15 protein-coding genes are annotated in these 16,721 nt (G+C 39.8%); 10 read left to right on the top strand and 5 right to left on the bottom strand.

The annotated features are described in order from the left end of the window. The first annotated feature begins 126 nt into the window (after positions 1-126). The 3 genes from C5L21_RS00830 to C5L21_RS00840 all read left to right on the top strand — a co-directional run bounded on the left by C5L21_RS00830 (position 127) and on the right by C5L21_RS00840 (position 3,434). Positions 127-837, top strand: a complete 711-nt coding sequence (locus C5L21_RS00830) for a hypothetical protein (protein ID WP_004905098.1) — start codon at positions 127-129, stop codon at positions 835-837. 16 nt (positions 838-853) lie between these two features. Continuing rightward, positions 854-1,444 (top strand): ABC transporter ATP-binding protein, encoded by a 591-nt coding sequence (locus tag C5L21_RS00835; RefSeq protein WP_099044808.1) that lies wholly within the window; start codon positions 854-856, stop codon positions 1,442-1,444. A 172-nt stretch (positions 1,445-1,616) separates the two neighbouring features. Beyond that, positions 1,617-3,434: a bifunctional metallophosphatase/5'-nucleotidase gene (locus tag C5L21_RS00840; protein ID WP_085699438.1), complete on the top strand. Its 1,818-nt coding sequence runs from the start codon at positions 1,617-1,619 to the stop codon at positions 3,432-3,434. A gap of 41 nt (positions 3,435-3,475) precedes the next feature. On the opposite strand, the gene zwf is transcribed toward C5L21_RS00840, so the two are convergent. From zwf to C5L21_RS00860, 4 genes are all read right to left on the bottom strand, one after another. Next, the gene (zwf, locus tag C5L21_RS00845; RefSeq protein ID WP_004908307.1) at positions 3,476-4,936 is read right to left on the bottom strand and encodes a glucose-6-phosphate dehydrogenase; all 1,461 of its coding nucleotides are present in this window, start codon (positions 4,934-4,936) and stop codon (positions 3,476-3,478) included. A 155-nt stretch (positions 4,937-5,091) separates the two neighbouring features. Then, the gene (locus C5L21_RS00850) at positions 5,092-5,973 is read right to left on the bottom strand and encodes an alpha/beta hydrolase fold domain-containing protein (RefSeq protein WP_004902387.1); all 882 of its coding nucleotides are present in this window, start codon (positions 5,971-5,973) and stop codon (positions 5,092-5,094) included. Beyond that, positions 5,957-6,760 carry an alpha/beta hydrolase gene (locus tag C5L21_RS00855; RefSeq protein WP_004905092.1) on the bottom strand — a complete coding sequence of 268 codons (804 nt, stop codon included), beginning with the start codon at positions 6,758-6,760 and terminating at the stop codon, positions 5,957-5,959. Before C5L21_RS00855 ends, C5L21_RS00850 begins: the two co-directional genes overlap by 17 nt. 30 nt (positions 6,761-6,790) lie before the next feature. After that, positions 6,791-7,753 (bottom strand): prolyl oligopeptidase family serine peptidase, encoded by a 963-nt coding sequence (locus C5L21_RS00860; RefSeq protein WP_085699436.1) that lies wholly within the window; start codon positions 7,751-7,753, stop codon positions 6,791-6,793. A 252-nt stretch (positions 7,754-8,005) separates the two neighbouring features. Between C5L21_RS00860 and C5L21_RS00865 the strand changes: the two genes are divergently transcribed. The 5 genes from C5L21_RS00865 (at position 8,006) to C5L21_RS00885 (ending at position 14,088) form a co-directional block, all read left to right on the top strand. Further along, complete coding sequence (locus tag C5L21_RS00865; protein WP_133285979.1) at positions 8,006-9,367, top strand: glycoside-pentoside-hexuronide (GPH):cation symporter; 1,362 nt, start codon at positions 8,006-8,008, stop codon at positions 9,365-9,367. A 2-nt stretch (positions 9,368-9,369) separates the two neighbouring features. Continuing rightward, positions 9,370-10,146: an alpha/beta hydrolase gene (locus C5L21_RS00870; RefSeq protein WP_036058438.1), complete on the top strand. Its 777-nt coding sequence runs from the start codon at positions 9,370-9,372 to the stop codon at positions 10,144-10,146. A 19-nt stretch (positions 10,147-10,165) separates the two neighbouring features. Next, positions 10,166-11,164 carry a LacI family DNA-binding transcriptional regulator gene (locus tag C5L21_RS00875; protein ID WP_004905088.1) on the top strand — a complete coding sequence of 333 codons (999 nt, stop codon included), beginning with the start codon at positions 10,166-10,168 and terminating at the stop codon, positions 11,162-11,164. Between the two features lie 79 nt (positions 11,165-11,243). Next, positions 11,244-12,443 (top strand): MFS transporter, encoded by a 1,200-nt coding sequence (locus C5L21_RS00880; RefSeq protein ID WP_133285980.1) that lies wholly within the window; start codon positions 11,244-11,246, stop codon positions 12,441-12,443. A 289-nt stretch (positions 12,444-12,732) separates the two neighbouring features. After that, positions 12,733-14,088, top strand: coding sequence for a Na+/H+ antiporter NhaC family protein (locus tag C5L21_RS00885; protein ID WP_085699433.1), 1,356 nt, complete (start codon positions 12,733-12,735; stop codon positions 14,086-14,088). Positions 14,089-14,244: 156 nt separating this feature from the next. On the opposite strand, the gene C5L21_RS00890 is transcribed toward C5L21_RS00885, so the two are convergent. Further along, positions 14,245-15,237 carry a YeiH family protein gene (locus tag C5L21_RS00890; RefSeq protein ID WP_004905085.1) on the bottom strand — a complete coding sequence of 331 codons (993 nt, stop codon included), beginning with the start codon at positions 15,235-15,237 and terminating at the stop codon, positions 14,245-14,247. 127 nt (positions 15,238-15,364) lie between these two features. Here C5L21_RS00890 and C5L21_RS00895 point away from each other — a divergent pair, with 127 nt between their 5' ends. Then, positions 15,365-16,189: a LysR family transcriptional regulator gene (locus C5L21_RS00895; RefSeq protein WP_085699431.1), complete on the top strand. Its 825-nt coding sequence runs from the start codon at positions 15,365-15,367 to the stop codon at positions 16,187-16,189. A gap of 46 nt (positions 16,190-16,235) precedes the next feature. Continuing rightward, positions 16,236-16,694: a Tellurite resistance protein gene (locus C5L21_RS00900; RefSeq protein ID WP_085699429.1), complete on the top strand. Its 459-nt coding sequence runs from the start codon at positions 16,236-16,238 to the stop codon at positions 16,692-16,694. The last annotated feature ends 27 nt before the right edge of the window (positions 16,695-16,721 follow it).

Genomic DNA, 16,721 nt, shown 5'->3' on the forward strand with positions numbered 1-16,721 from the left:
ACAACCATAAAAATGAGCGTATAATGACAAATAAAAGATTTTTATTATTTTTAAAATATTGATGAATGAGAGAATGTTAAAAAAATGAGGGAAATCAAAGCGTTGTGCCGTATCTATTTTATAAACATGTTGAGTAATAAGTTTGTATTTATATTCAATTTATTACTGCCAACCGGTTATTTTATATTTCAAAATCATCGTGTCATTGGGAAAAAAATGTCATTTAATGAACAAACCTTAGCTTTTTTGAGCTATTTTTGGGCTTATATTATTTTAGTGACACTTTTAAATAATGTTATTGTGGCGATAATTTCACAGCGAGAAAGTGGATTTTACAAGCAACTATATTTTATTGTTGGATCAAAATGGCAGATATTAAGTAGTCAAGTGAGTGTACACTGGTTTATTTTAAATATTGAGTTGTTGCTTTTTAATGTCGTGTTCATGTCTGTGACCAATCATTGGGATATGCGAATTATTTTTGCTGCTTTTTTGGTATCTGTCATTGTTTCTCTACCGATTATCCTGTTATCTAGTATTCTAGTACTATTACCCATTAAAATTGAATCGCTTAATGTTTTAACCAGCGTGCTGATATTTGGCGCATTTCTTTTTTTGAAATTACCCGAGGGAAAGTTACTACAAGATGTCGTGACTATGTTCAACCCAATATCTTATATAGCCGGTACTGCCGATGAATTACTACTTGGTTTTTTTCATCGAGCAATCGCGTCTCAATTCATATGGTGTTGGTTGATAGTAACGCTAATTTATAGTTTGGTTGGCTATTTTTCAGTATCAAAATTCACAGTGAATGCTGTTGCAAAGCGCGTTTAATTTGGAGGAGCACACTATGCATATTAGTCATTATTCAGCTCAGTATGGCCACCGCGTCTTGGCGCGTGATTTTTCTATGACATTAAAGCCAAATGTCGTGAATATTCTTATTGGAGCCAATGGTTCAGGTAAAACAACGTTATTGGACTTCATTGCTGGTGTCGCAACGACTAAGGTGACGGGGGTCAAGTACGATGTGCCGAAGCCTAAACAGATTGCATATCAATTGCAACAGGTGCAGTTTTTACCAACATTAACCGTGGCACAAACACTTAAAATGTACCAAGAATTGGGAGGCAAAACAACAACTTTTCATGATGATGTGAGTGAACTAATTAGTCCTGTATTGGACCACATCTGGTCAACAAAAATGGGGCAATTATCTGGTGGCGAAATACAGCTGGTGAGTACTTATGGGCAATTTTTATTGAATCGTCAGTTGTATATTTTTGATGAACCAACAAGTAACGTAGACAGTCATAACACTGAAATCATTCTTAACTTGATTGAATATCTTGTGCTGGTGCGCCATAAAGTGGTTTTGATCACCACACATCATCCAGAACAGCTGGCTGATTTACCAACTCATATCACCACACTAAACTAACAAAAAGATTACGGTGTTTCTAGCCGACAAGAACATTTTTAAGGTAGGTATTTTTGTTAAAAGCGAACAATTAATGAAAAATATAATAAATTGTTTCTTTATTTAACCCAATTATAATCAAAAACACGCATATGCAATGCGATACTATTGATTATAATTGGAGGGTATGAGAATGAAAAGTGTTGCAACGCGCAAATTAACGCGTTTATTTGTTGTGGGATTAATGACTGGTTTGGCATTAGTTAGTTACGGCGGGCGAGTACAAGCAGATCTTGCAATTATAAACGGTACGGATCAGTATGCTAAGCCAAAATTGGAAAAAGATTATCCAAGGGCCAACCAGAAGCATAAAAATGATATTGCTGTTCAAATTTTAGGAATTAACGATTTACATGGTGGCCTTGATACCACCGGAGATGTCAAAATAGGGGACAAGAATTATAGCAAGGCCGGCACGGTATCGCGCTTGGCAGCTTATTTGGATCAAGCACAATCGCACTTTAAATCGGTCACTGAATCTGATAATACTTTGCGTATTGAAGCTGGCGATGCTGTCGGTGCAGCACCCGCCAATTCAACGCTTTTGGCCCACGAATCTACAATGCATGCCTTAAAAGCAATGAAGTTTAGTATTGGGACGCTTGGAAATCATGAGTTTGATCATGGATTGCCCGAATTTAATCGTATTTTAACAGGTAAAAAGCCTGATAATTCAGCGGATAAGTTGCTTAAAAATTATCCCCATCGCACGTCAGGTGTTGATATGATTGTTGCCAATGTGGTGAACAAAAAAGATCAAAAAATCCCTTATGGTTATCAACCCTATATAATCAAGACTGTTAAACAAAACAATCAGACAGCTAAGGTTGGCATTATCGGTATTGAGACTGCCACATTACCAAGCTTAACGCTATATCAAAATTATAAAGACTATGATGTGCTTGATGAGGCCGAGACAATTGCTAAATATGATAAAATTTTACGCGAAAAAGGTGTTAATGCCATTATTGTTGTAGCACACACTGGTGTAGAAACAAAAACAGATACAACGTCAGGCCAAAGCGTGGCTATTTTAAACAAGTTAAATAATTTGTCTCCTGACAACCAAGTTGGTTTGTATGTCGCTGGTCATTCACATCAGTATGCTAACGCGAAGGTGGGTCGTACTCAAGTCGTTCAAGCTGTCTATACTGGAAAAGCGTACGATAATAGTTGGTGTTATATTGATGGCAAATCAGGACGTTTTACTGATGTGACGTCACATGTTTATCCGGTACTTTCAGCTAAAGATGATCCCAAAACCAAATCAGATAAAACAGTAGCAAATATTGTTAAAGATGCTGATAAACGCGTCAATAAAAAAGTGAGTCAAGTGATTGGTTATGCGGCAACAAATGAAACAATCACAGGCCGATTGCATAATAATGACACGCTTGAAAATCAAGCGGGTGAATTAGTTGCTGATTCGCAACTTGCAGCAGCACAACATGCACAATTAAACCCGGATTTTGCGATGACGAACACGGGTGGTGTACGAGCTGATTTAGCTGTGAATAAACGTAAAGCAATTACTTGGGGTGCAGCGACAGCTGTTCAACCTTTTGGTAATATTTTGCAAGTTGTTGACATGACTGGGGCTCAAATAAGGCAAGCATTAAATCAACAATATAACGAAAACCAGCACTATTATCTCCAAATTGCAGGATTGCAGTATACTTACCATAAGTCTGATGAGACAAATCCTTCTGATCGTGTGATAGAGATGCGTGATACACATGGCACAAGCATAGAGGACACCAAAAATTATCGTGTTGTTATCAATGACTTTTTGCATGGTGGGGGTGATAATTTCACAGCCTTTAAAAATACAAAAATAGTTGGTGCCGCAGGGACTGATACTGACGCGCTGATTAAATATATTGAAGAAAAAACACGAACAGCACAAAAGGTGACTGCACCACAACTTAATCGTAAAATTGCTGTTGAATAAAAAAAGAAGACTAGCTTAGCTAGTCTTCTTTTTTTATTTTATTAACCCTTAAATACCCAAGCGTCACCGTTTTCGGCTAACAGCTTGTCAGATGCTTCAGGTCCCATGGAACCTGACTTGTATGTTTCAAGTGGTGCTTTATCAGCAGTGTAGACAGCTGAAATAGCATCCACAAACTTCCAAGCAATAGCAACACCGTTCCAGTCAGCGAAGTTTGATCCGTCACCATTCATTGTGTCGTGAATCATACGTTCGTATGGCTCAGGTGTATTTTGCTTATCTTCATCAGAAATTGACCAATCAAGATTAATCATACGTGTATTGAAAGCATCTTCAACTGACTTTGAATTAATCTTGAATTCGATACCACCCTTAGGATCAATCAAAATTGATAACACAGCTTCTTGCGCTTCTTGTTCAGAACCAAAGGCAAAGGTACCAGCCTTGAAGACGATATCGACACGTGTTTGTTTAGCAGCTAAACGCTTGCCTGAACGCACGTAGAATGGCACACCTTCCCAACGTGGCAAATCAAACTGTAATTCACCAGCGATGAATGTATTGTTCTTTGAGTCAGCGGGTACGTCCATTTCTTCAAGATATGGCTTGAAATCAGCAGTGTCTCCGGCACCATACTGTGCACGGACGAAATACTTGTTGACTTCGGCTTCATCATAAATTTTAAGAGCATTAAAAGCCGCATTCTTAGCCGCACGGATATCCTTATCAGTAAATGAATCTGGCTTTTCCATAGCAAGCCAACCAACAATTTGCATAGTGTGGTTTTGAATCATATCTAATAATGCACCGGCTGTATCGTAATAACCGGCACGTTCTTCAACACCAAGCACTTCAGACAAAGTAACTTGGACGTTCTTAATGTAATCTTTGTTCCAAGCGGCATCAAAGATGGGGTTACCAAAACGAAGGGCAGCAATATTTTGGACCATTTCTTTACCAAGATAATGATCAATACGGAATAATTGATTATCGTCAAAAGCGTTTTCTAAGTCTTTTTGTAGCTCTTCGGCAGTGGCGTATGATGTACCAAAAGGCTTTTCAATCATCAAACGGTTGTAACCACTATCAGCTAGCAAGCCCTCTGACTTGAGGTATTTTGCAATTGTCCCAAAGAATCGTGGTGCCACAGACATGTAGAAAATACGATTACCTTGAATATCGAACTTTTCGGCTGCTTCTTCAATTGCTTGTTTTAAGATGTTGTATGAAGCTGCATCGGTTACATCATGTGCACGGTATGAAAAGTGTGCGATGAAGGCCTCGGCTTGGGCTTTATCTTCAGTAAAGTCAGCGATTGATTCGCGAACCAATTGCTTGAATTCAGCATCAGTCAAATCCTGACGTGCTGTACCAACAATGGCAAAATGTTCTTGTAAGTAACCTTTCTTGTAAAGGTTAAAAACTGAAGGATAAAGCTTACGCTTTGCTAAATCACCAGTTCCACCAAAAAAAGTAACTAATGTTTTGATTTCTGCAACCATGATGTTCCCCTTAATACTATAATTAAATTCATTTACCATTATAACGCAAAATCATTTAAAAAGTACCTATTTTCACAAACGGATTAAGCGTTTAACAAATAAAAGTGTGTCGTTATTCTTGGTGTGGCAAAATCAAAACAGCCTCGTAGATATGTTTACTTTAGAATATCATGGACAAGTTCTTCAAATGATTGTTGACCTATGGGAGTTTTCACAACTGTAAAACCGTGATAAGCATTTGGATATCGTGCAAGGGTGACACGCACGTAGGCTGCTACGAGATGTTGTGCAAAAGTTTCGGCTTCATCGCGTAGACTGTCAAATTCGGCAGTATGAATTATGGTTGTTGGAAAGCCGAGTAAATCAGACGTACTTGCAAATATGGGTGATATCATTGGATTTTTAGCAAAATCTACCGTGTCATTTTGTAAATAAAAACGATTCATCAGGCGCGATTCTGCCACTGGAATGCCTTTACCATCAGGGTATTTTTTATCAGCGGCATCAGTGGCTAAGTCTAATACTGGAAAATCCAGTACAACTTTGTTAGCTAAAGGAATGCCGTCTTTTTTAGCACGGAGTTGTGTTGTCACTGCTAAGTTCCCTCCGGCACTATGACCCATAACAATCAAAGGCGAATCTACTGGTGCAAATGTTGTAAAACTTTCTTGTACATATTTAAAGGCAGCAAATGCAGCGTCAACGGCAGCGGGGAAAGGGTGTTCAGGGGCAATAGGGTAATCTACATCGATTACAGTATAGTTTGTTGCATACACAAGCGATTTAGCAAAAGCATAGTCGCCATCCGTCCAAGGATACATAAAGCCCGAGCCGCGAAAATTAAGTATGATACCTTGACTAGGTAAATAGTTGGGCGTGTAGATTATTAATTTTAGGGCGTCTTGATTGGGCACGTCTATTGTTTGTTCTGACCTTGTTATGCCATGATGTCGTTCGTCAGGCAAGGGTAGATCATAAACAGCCACCTGATTTCGCATATTTTTCGCTTGTTCAAGCATGTCATTTTTTGTCATCATGTTGCTCCTTTTCTTTGTCTAACCAAATAAATGCCTCGTGGAGTGATTGGTCCCAAAAATCCCAATCATGAATACCAGGATGTGAAACCCAGGTATGGTGGGATCCGATTTTATCTGCTAATTGTTGGCTAAAAATGACGTTTTGTTGGTACAATGCATCTTCTTCACCACAGGTCGTATAAATAGATAATGGCCACTTGTTGTTATCTAGATGAACTAATGTGTCTGCAAGAGATAGGGGCTTGCGTGTTATATCTTGCCCGCTAAAAACGAGGTCGAAATCAGGCATGGCGAAGATATCGCGTTTATCATAAAAATCAACTAAGTCGACAACACCTGATAAAGCTACGATATGTGCGAACTGTTGCGGACAATTCAATCCCCATTTTAAAGCACCATAGCCACCCATTGAATTGCCAATCACAACATTATCTTCACGTTGGTCACTAAGTGGCAAGAGTTGGCGCAGTCGGTGAGGTAATTCTTCGGTAATAAAACGCCAGTAATCTGGGCCAGAGGTCATATTGTTATAAAAGCTACGCGCGACGTCGGGCATAATAATAGCATAACCATATTCAGTCGCATAACGTTCCAAGCCGGTCATACGGTACCAATCAGTGGCGTCACCTGACAAGCCATGCAACAGCCAGATTGTTTTCAAAGGTTGGGCATGTAATTGGTCGTAGGCTACTGTGCCATCGGCTTCACGCCTTTCGGGGATGATAGCAGAAACTTCTGTCATCTTATTAAGTACGTTTGAGAAGTAGTGTAAGGTCATAAAAGCCATAATTAATTCCGCCTATATTTTATATTGGTTTTAGATAGTAGTTACCGGTTGTGTCGCTGCTTTTTTTGTGTGCTTTTCTAAGAAGGCATGAACAATTTTTTTGGCCTGAGTTGACCAAAAAGCATCGGTGCCGTGATTACTGCCTTTAACTGTGACAAAAGTGTTGTCAACAGTAGCGTCATCTAATGCTGTTTTGAGCGAGACGCTTTGCTGAAAGGGTACAATCATGTCCATTGTACCGTGGAAAATCAAAAATGGTGGACATGCCGTATTGATGTATGTCAGTGGATTAGCCTGTGTCATGATAGGATTCGTTGCTTGAATAGCTGCATGACCAAAGTAAGCGCCGACCCAACTGTTAGCTGAACGGTGTTCTTGTATGGAAGGTGATAGGTCTAAATCTTGTAATACAGTCGGCCCATAAAAGTCAATGACACCTTTAAACTGTCGATTTTTAGCTTCATTGTGGAAAAAGAAAGCATCATCTTGGGTTAACGCCATCATAATGGCAGTATAGGCGCCTGATGATTCACCCCATAGGACAATCTGAGTCGTATCAATATGATAGTCTTTGGCATGCGATAACAAAAATTCTAGTGCAGCATTAGCATCGCGAATAGTTGATGGAAATTCACCGCCTTTATCGCTACCTTGATAGGCTACCGATGCCACAACATAACCTTGTTGTGCAAATTCACTAAGATGTGGCAGATGAAGACCAATTTCTTGGGTGGCAAAAGCAGAGCCTTGAATCCATAAAATAAGTGGAAACTGCCGTTGATCGTTAATGCCAGTTTCCGGAATGTAGACAGGCGGTACTAAAATATCCATAAATAATGACGGATGATTTTCATCATATGCGATGTTTGTAAAGCACATCGGTATGATGGGGGTGTCATCACCGTTTAAAGTGATAGTATTTGGCACCAGTGTTGTATCCTCCGGAAAATCCTGTGGGGAGAATGGTGTCATGTAGTGTGTAGGATTAGACAACAGCGTAACCTCCAATTAATAAGTGTATGGGTAATGTTGCATTTTTAATACGCCTTCATAGTAAACATATTTGTTTTATATGTCAAGCGCAAAGCATAATATTTTATTCTTAAATATAGAGATATAAGGGATAAAAAAAGTTTTTTAAGATATTATTGTGACGTCCGCTTGACACAATGAAAAACACAGCATATAATAAAGTCGGTTAAAAATGTAAGCGCTTTCGCTGATTTAATTGAGGAGGAAACTCAAATGGAAAACAAGTTAACCACTGCTAATAAGGTCGCGTATGGTTTCAGTGACTTTGGTAACAACTTAGTGTTTGTTGCCGCAACAAATTACCTGATGTTTTACTATACTGATGTGGCTGGACTAAGCTTGGCTGCCACGGGTATATTATTCCTAATTGTACGTATTTTTGATGCCTTTGCTGGACCAATCTTTGGTATTTTGGTGGACAAGACACAAACAAGGTTTGGTAAAGTCCGACCATGGTTCTTGTGGATGGCCGTTCCTTATGCCATATCAGCTGTTCTGCTGTTCTCGATAGCATTTTTCCCGGCAGGCTCGCGACTGACATTGGCTTATATTACATACGCAGTCTTTACGGTCTACTTTGCTGGTTTAGGCACAGCCATTAACGCAATTTTACCAAGTTTATCAGCCGATCCGAATGAACGTGCTTCAGCTAATATGTTCCGAAATGTACTAGGACAAGCTGGTGGTTTAATTTCAGGCTTAGCAATTTTACCCCTTGTTTCAATGCTAGGCGGAACGAATAACGCCAAAGGATTTGCTATGGGGATGGGACTTTTCGCGGTAATTTTGGTTATCGCGGAAGTATTTACTTTTATTAATGTTCGTGAAAATATCACCCCTGAGCAAGAAAAACCTGTCCCTTTGCATGATAGTATCAAAGCACTGCTCCCAAATGGTCCATGGTGGACAATCATTATCACTAATATCATCATTTTTATTGGTGTCGTGGTTAAAAATTCATCTACTGTTTACTTCTTTAAATATGTTTTACACAATGAAGGCATGTCAGCTATTGCCAACTCAGTTAGTTCCCTGGCAATGATTGTTGGTGCGATTACGATTCCTTTCTTAATTAAAAAGTATCCTATGCGAACCGTTGTTATCGCTAATTTGCTTGTTGCTATTCTAGGGCAAGGGGTGCTACTGGTTGCCGCACAAACAGCAAGCGTAGGTTCTGCTATCCTTGGTGTTGCAGTATCTGCCTTCGGGTTAGGTGCAGCACAGAGCCTAATGTTTGTTATGACAGCAGAAACTGTTGATTATGGTGAATGGCGCTTTGGTGTCCGTGCCCAAGGCTTGCTGACATCAGTTTCTGCCATTGGTGCCAGCATTGGTGCTGGTTTAGCAGGTGTGATTAACAGTGAAATTTTGGCACGTTTCCACTTTGTGCCTAATGTCACACAAACAGCGTCTGGCATCATGGGGATTAATATCTGTTTTATTTATGGACCAGCTTTGATTGACGCGCTTTGTGTCATTAGTATTTTGTTCTATGGCTTGGATAAAGTGAGTGCTAAAATGCATGCTGATTTAATGGCTAAACGTGAAAGTGAAATGAATGAGGGAGCAATTTAGTGATGATTAACTACGTGAATACGACAATCAATGGACTAACATTGCGAGGCACAGCATATGTGCCAGATAATATCACAGCACCCGTACCAACCGTGCTCCTGTTTCATGGTTTTGGGGCAGTGCGAACAGAGTATTTTTGTTCATTTGTTCAAATTAGTCGATTACTTGCCAAGAGCGGTATTGCAGCGATTGCATTTGACTTTTCGGCACATGGTGAGAGTGATGGCACCTTTATGGATTTCACGTTTAGCAATGAGATTTTTGAGGGAACGCAGCTTGTTTCCTTTGTGAAAACACTGGATTTTGTTGATGAAAACCGTGTGGCGTTGCTGGGTATGAGTCTGGGTAGCGTTGCTGCAAGTATGGTTGCTGGACAATTGGGCAGTCAAATTGCCGGTCTATGCATGTGGTCACCGGCAGCTGTTTTTCAAGACGAAATTCTAGAACATAAAACACTGCAAGGTAAGTCAATCGCTAGTGTTTCTGAGCAAGGCTATTTTGATTTTAATTCGATGAAGTTGGGTGCTGCCTTCTTTGAAGATTTAAAGACAGTGGCAATTTATGACACAGCCGTTAATTATCAGGGACCGGTTAAAATTATTCATGGTGGATCAGATATGATTGCGCCAGTGGCGTATGCTCAAAAATACGTGACAACTTATCGCCAGTCTGCAGACTTGACAGTGGTTGCTAATGCGGATCATAGTTGGGGAGATGTACAGACAAGAGAGACACTATTTAACGCAACGTTAGCATTTTTTGATAAACTATATAAATAAAGACGTTATCGAACCGAGGATGGGTAAATTGGGCTATACATTAAAAGATGTCGCAGAACGTGCAGGTGTATCATTGACTACAGTGTCACGAGTTATAAATAAACGTGGTTATTTTTCCGAAAAAACCGAGTCGCGTATTTATACAGCGATGCAAGAAATGAACTACCATCCTAATTCAGTCGCGCGCTCATTGTCGGGTAAACGCACGAAACTCATTGGTGTGATTTTAACAGATACACGTAATCCATTTAATGCACAGTTGCTTGAGAAAATAGAATCAGAACTATTTAATCGTGAATATAAAGTGATTCTTGCTAACAGCTCTGATAATCCCCAGAAAGAACGCTCTTACATTGGTATGTTGCAATCTAATCAAGTTGACGGGCTGATTACAGCCTCACATAATACGATTATTGACGACTATCAACAATTGAATCTACCCGTTGTGTCTTTGGATCGCTATTTTGGACCTAATATTCCAACAATTAGTTCTGATAATTTTTCAGGTGGGCAAACGGCAGCCCGTGTATTATTAGCCGGTGGTGCCAAAAAGTTACTCGTCTTTTCTGGGGAAATCCATGATACAAATCCCACTGTTGATCGGACAAATGGCTTTATGGACATTGCTAAAAAGCACCAACTGACACCAGCCATACAGATGATGCCCAGCGATGCGACCGTTAATTTTCGTAAGATGCTTATTCACCAAGAAATTTTAAAACAAAAACCAGATGGTATTATGGCAACAGACGATACGACAGCATTGTTAGTTTTAGAAGAGCTACGTATGATGCATTTACGTGTGCCGCAAGATGTTCAAGTTGTTGGTTATGACGGTAGTGACTTTATACGAGAAAGTTTTCCAACGCTATCAACTGTTGTGCAGCCTATCTCTGATTTAGCAAAAACATTAGTAGATACCCTAATTCGGAAAATAGAACAACCAGATTTAGCGCAAGAACGCCAATATACATTTCCAATTACATTTCATCGTGGGACAACAACAAAAAACGCCTAATAAAGGCGTTTTTTTAGTGGTCACCATGACATCTTTAGCAACGATTCATGCTAAAATGAAGTATTAGTTTGGAGGATTTATGCAAACGGATTTAACAGATAAATCGCGTGTTTTGAGTGAAAAATGGTTATTAATTGGGACAATGCTATCTAGCTCGGGCAACTCGATGATATGGCCAGTGATGACATTATATATGACTGGCACGCTACACCAAAGTTTTACGACGGCCGGGATTGTGTTGATGATTGGTGCTCTGATGGGGATGATTGGGGCCTTTATCGGAGGGAAACTATTTGATCGCTGGCACCCGTATAAAGCGATGGTTCTGACCAGCCTCGTGACATTGGTATCAGTGACAAGTCTGATTTTCTGGAATAGCTGGCCAGTTTTTGCCATACTTGTATGGTTAGCTAACCTAAGTATGGGTGTTGAACAAACACTGGTTAATGCTTTTGCCACAATTATTCCTGGTCATAAGGCACGCGTCGTTTTTAATAACCTATACATTGTATTAAATATCGGGGTTGTTGTCGGCACTTTGGCGGTGGGTTATCTCTTTGATTTGGGATTTAGTCTTTTAATGAGTATATCTGCTAGCATTTACGCGGTATTAGCAGTGATTGTTATTACCAAGTTCAATGTGAATTTATCAGCCAGAAAAAAAGTTGTGACTGATGTGACAGAAATGGCCACAACAACAGCAAAGTTCAAGGTGACGTTCTTACTAGCAGTAATAGGTGCGTTATTGTTTATTACTTACTTATCCTATATGTTATGGGAAACGGTCATGGCGCCACATATGAAAATGATTGGTATGCCGACACGTAATTACGCTGATTTGTGGATGATTAATGGTGTTACAATTATTATTTTTCAAAAATTTGTTTCCAATTGGGCTAATAAACACCCCTATCATGTGTCGGTTATTATCGGTAGCGTTATTTTTGCTAGTAGCTTTTTCTTTTTAATTTTTGTGCAAGAATTTTGGCAAATGGTTATTGTTTTTGAATTGCTAACCGTGGGGGAAATGCTGCAAAGTCCACAAGTACCAGCTTGGGTAGCGCAAATCACACCGCCAGCCGTTGCTGGTCAAGCACAAGGTTTTGTCACGATGATGATCAGTTTTGGACGTGTTGTGGGACCGATATATTCAGGCCTGATGATGGATAAAGGGTGGATGAATAGTCTCTTTTTGTCAGTATTTATTGCTATGATGCTTGTCACAGGGTTTTTGTTGTTTATGGTTAGGCGACCGGTTGACAAGCACTCGGCAACATAGTACACTATGCTTACTTGAAATTAGCACTTTTTGAGTAGGATAAACATTCGGCGTCAAGAGAAGCAGTGGTTGGTGAAAACTGCACAGGTGTTATCATCCGAAATACAGCTATCGATTTAAGCGTGGCAGCACCATGTTATCAAATGCCAAAGTGATGCGTTTTTTAGCGCGTAAGCTGGGTGGTACCACGGATTTTTTAATTGTCGATTCGTCCCTTCTGTCATTATGACAGCGGGGACTTTTTTTATTATAAAAAACATCAGGTAACTGGTGACGACAGGAGAAAATAATGACAAATAAGTTAGGAACAAAATTGTCTGTTATATTGTTGTTGGCGACGGTAGTGATTTTAGCCACGGGTGTAATTGGCTTTGGCCTCATGCCAATAGCGCCGATATTAGTGGTTGTTGGCATGATTATGATTGTTGCTAGAACACAGGGGGTGTCATGGCGTGATAGTCAACAGGCATTAATTAAAGGCATTGAATCAGGTTTAACACCACTTTTTCTATTTTTACTGATTGGTGCCTTGATCGCATTGTGGTTGGCTACAGGTGTAATTCCAACTATGATTTGGGTAGGCTTTAAGCTATTAACACCAACTTTCTTTTTACCTACGGCGTTTCTGACCACGTCAATTGTTGGTGCTTTGATTGGTAGTGCTTTTACAACGTTATCAACAGTTGGCGTATCACTCATGGGTGTTGGCACATTGATGGGGATGAATCCGGCACTAGTTGCGGGCATTGTCTTATCAGGTGCTATCTTTGGTGATAAGAGCTCGCCATTATCGGATTCAACAAATTTAGCTAGTGCTATTTCTGAGACGGATTTATTTGCGCATATCAAGAATTTGATGTGGACAACAGTACCTGCTTGGGGACTCACATTTTTGGTGAGTGTTGTACTGAGTTTTGGACATCACACAACAGCCCATGCGACACAAAAAATTGCAGCATTATTACCGTTACTGCAACCGACTTTGTGGGCTGTCGTACCACTTGGCTTACTAGTTATCACAGCGTGGTTCAAAATTCCCGCTATACCAGCATTGATGTTAAATATCATCGTTTCAAGTGCGGCTTTCCTGACGCAGCATAGTATTACGGTATGGGCTAATTTATTAGTAAAAGGATTCAAAACAACTAGTCATAACCCAACACTTATAGCATTACTCAATCGCGGCGGTATGTCTGCCATGATGGACACGATTATGATGATTATGCTGGCCTTAGCGTTGGGTGGTTTACTGAGTGGACTTGGTATATTAAATACTGTCATGGCACCGATTGTGGCACATTTACGTAGTCAACGTGCCATTGTGTTAGCGACACTATTAACAGGCATTAGCGCCAATTTCTTAGTCGGAGAACAATACTTGTCAACTATTTTGGCAGGACAATTGTTTAAAGAGAGTTTCAAAACAGTTAAACTTTCACCATTGGCTTTGGGTCGCACAATTGAAGATTCAGGCACGGTAATGAATTATCTTGTGCCATGGGGTGTAGCAGGTGCTTTCGCCGCACAAACGCTAGGTGTACCTGTTGTACAGTTTGCCCCATACACACTCTTTGCTTTACTCTCACCTATTATGTCTATTTTGTCAGCAATAACAGGTATCGGCTTAAAACAACGTGAATTGTAAGTTGTAACAGCAAGTGAAATGACTGCAGCATACTAAAAAAATCAGGCAGTCACATTGGTGTCACGACGGCAATCAAATGGCATACAAAAAGCCCACCTCATTTGGATTACTCTAAATCAGGTGGGCTTTTGCTAGGGCATGAATACAGTTACTTCATTAAAATAAGATACGAATTAAAATCACTGCTAAAATCACTTGGACTAGACCAGTGACCAAACCATAAGTCAAGAATTTACCACCGGCTTTTTTGATAGTATTAATTTTCAAGTTCAATCCAATACCAGCTAGGTTCACAATACCAAAGAAACCAGAAATGCTTTTCGCACCAGTTGTCAAAACATGGGGGAGCATCATAAAGCTGTTAGCCAGTAAAAGAACGACAAAGGCAATGATAAACCAGGGGATTTTAATCCCTTTCGGTGCAACAACAGTGGTATCAGTTTGTTGCTTTTGTGCCATTTTTGAGAAAACGATGACGACAATTGTGAGCAAAATAACGCGTAGCATCTTAAATAGCGTGGCATAGGTCACAACAGTTGGATTGATCAATGCGGCTGTACCAACAACTTGACCAACAGACTGCACGACACCACCAACTAATGCACCAAGCAGAATGTTGTGCTGGCCAACAAGATAGGGACCAACTGCCGGTAGTAGCAACAAGAGCACAACACCGGTAATGCTGACAGTGGCAACTGTTGTACGACGTTGATCGTCGGTTGCGCCAATCGCTGGGGCTACCGAAGCAATAGCACTGGAGCCACAGACGGCATTACCAGCGCCCATAAGCATGGCAGCTTTAGGTGAGACTTTGAATAATCGACCACCTAGCCACAAAACGATTAAAATTGTCAATGACATTTGTAGCAGAATAAATAAAATACCATGTAGCTTGAGCTGCTCAATAGTACGCAGTGTCACAGTGAGGCCCATGAGGGCGATACCGATTTCAATGGGGTATTTTTCGGCCCACTTCATACCTGGGGCGAAACCGGCTTGTTTTAACAGTGTATTACCTAAGACAATGCCTAGTAACATTGCGATGCCTTCGGCGCCTAAAAAGGGCAACCATTGTGCTAAAAATTTTGAGATCACAGATAATATGAGTGTCATAATGATACCCGATATCATGTTAGATTTAATTCTCATGACTCTTCCCTCCGATGTGTGTGCCAAGCACAACAACTTTTAATATGATTAATGCTACCGCGCTATTTGCTATTTGTAAAATAAATATTTATAATGTGTTTAATTAATAAATGTAATAGGTGAGAACATGTTTAAATTACTTCAAACTTTTGTGGCAGTTTATGAGACGCGTTCTTTTTCAAAAGCAGCAGCGCAACGTTTTATTTCTCAACCAACTGTTAGTGTGCATATTCAACAATTAGAAAAAGAATTAGGAGCCCAACTCTTTCATCGTAACGGTCGGACAGAATTTACACCAACGCAAAATGGTCGGTTACTCTACCAAAAGGCGCGACATTTACTTGATGAATGGCAAACGGTGACAGATAGTGTTGGACGCGATGAAAGGCTGAATATTAGTATTGGTGTATCGCAAACGTCAGCGACAGTTCTTTTACCAAAATTGTTTGCACAGATGCGTTCTGAGCAGCTTGATAGTGTTGATGTGACGATTGAAATGCATAATTCAGAAGAAATTCTGGCCGGTGTTTTAAATCATCGTTTTGATTTTGGTATGATTGAAAAACCCATTACCCATGATTACATTTTGCGTGATGAGGTAGCTGTCGATCAATTGGTATTAGCTGGTAATCTAACAGATCAACGTTGGCTTGTGCGTGAAAAAGGCTCAGGTGTGTATCATTACACACAGCAATATTTTAAACAAAATAACATTGTGCCACAGCACGCCATGACAATTTCTAATAACGATGTTATTGTGAGAATGTTAGCGCAAAATGTTGGCAAATCGATTGTGAGCATCCAGAGTCTGACACCAGATATTCCTTATCAAGTTTTACCGGAGACATTTAACCGCTCGTTTTATATGATTCGCTTATCACATGAAAATCGTGCGGAATATATGAAGTGGTATAATCAGGTTGTTGAAACAGCACGGCAGTTGCAGGATTAGTTGATTATAGTTATGCTGTGTCAAATCAGCAATAATGGAGAATAAGATGATTCGTGATATGGTTCGCGCCAAACCTTTGAGTTGGCTACTTTTTATTTTGGGCTCAGATATATTAACTGCTTATGTTTTAAACATAGTCCATCAGCAACATTTTAATGTGACACGAGATTATTTGACAATTCTTAAATTAGTGGGCATGGATCTTTTGAGCTTTATTTTTATTATGCTATTTTTAGATTGGTTACATATGAAATTTTTTGCTGGTCAACCCGAAAACTGGTTTGATAAAATCACGCGAATTGGTGGCAATATTCTAGCTGCTTATTTTGGGTGGTTTAGTATTTTGTACCTCATGATGCAAAGTGTCTACATTTTAAGAGGGCAATTTTCAGGATTTCAATGGCTGCAGTTATATATATTAATTGCACTTGCTGGCATAGTTGCTGTCAGTCATTTTTTATTACGCCGAAAAACCACATGGCGTTTCCAATTGAACCCTTTCTAAGGCTGTTTTTTTAGTTGTGTAATACAT

This window comes from Leuconostoc citreum, from assembly GCF_004354555.1.
GTDB classification, from domain to species: Bacteria; Bacillota; Bacilli; order Lactobacillales; family Lactobacillaceae; genus Leuconostoc; species Leuconostoc citreum.

Bases quoted from the DNA above. Each gene is read 5' to 3' on its own strand.
- C5L21_RS00875 (WP_004905088.1), top strand. From the start codon at position 10,166: ATGGGTAAATTGGGCTATACATTAAAAGATGTCGCAGAACGTGCAGGT.
- C5L21_RS00900 (WP_085699429.1), top strand. From the start codon at position 16,236: ATGATTCGTGATATGGTTCGCGCCAAACCTTTGAGTTGGCTACTTTTT.
- C5L21_RS00850 (WP_004902387.1), bottom strand. From the start codon at position 5,973: ATGATGACAAAAAATGACATGCTTGAACAAGCGAAAAATATGCGAAAT.
- C5L21_RS00895 (WP_085699431.1), top strand. From the start codon at position 15,365: ATGTTTAAATTACTTCAAACTTTTGTGGCAGTTTATGAGACGCGTTCT.
- C5L21_RS00855 (WP_004905092.1), bottom strand. From the start codon at position 6,760: ATGGCTTTTATGACCTTACACTACTTCTCAAACGTACTTAATAAGATG.
- C5L21_RS00840 (WP_085699438.1), top strand. From the start codon at position 1,617: ATGAAAAGTGTTGCAACGCGCAAATTAACGCGTTTATTTGTTGTGGGA.
- C5L21_RS00880 (WP_133285980.1), top strand. From the start codon at position 11,244: ATGCAAACGGATTTAACAGATAAATCGCGTGTTTTGAGTGAAAAATGG.
- C5L21_RS00885 (WP_085699433.1), top strand. From the start codon at position 12,733: ATGACAAATAAGTTAGGAACAAAATTGTCTGTTATATTGTTGTTGGCG.
- C5L21_RS00890 (WP_004905085.1), bottom strand. From the start codon at position 15,237: ATGAGAATTAAATCTAACATGATATCGGGTATCATTATGACACTCATA.
- zwf (WP_004908307.1), bottom strand. From the start codon at position 4,936: ATGGTTGCAGAAATCAAAACATTAGTTACTTTTTTTGGTGGAACTGGT.
- C5L21_RS00870 (WP_036058438.1), top strand. From the start codon at position 9,370: ATGATTAACTACGTGAATACGACAATCAATGGACTAACATTGCGAGGC.
- C5L21_RS00865 (WP_133285979.1), top strand. From the start codon at position 8,006: ATGGAAAACAAGTTAACCACTGCTAATAAGGTCGCGTATGGTTTCAGT.
- C5L21_RS00830 (WP_004905098.1), top strand. From the start codon at position 127: ATGTTGAGTAATAAGTTTGTATTTATATTCAATTTATTACTGCCAACC.
- C5L21_RS00835 (WP_099044808.1), top strand. From the start codon at position 854: ATGCATATTAGTCATTATTCAGCTCAGTATGGCCACCGCGTCTTGGCG.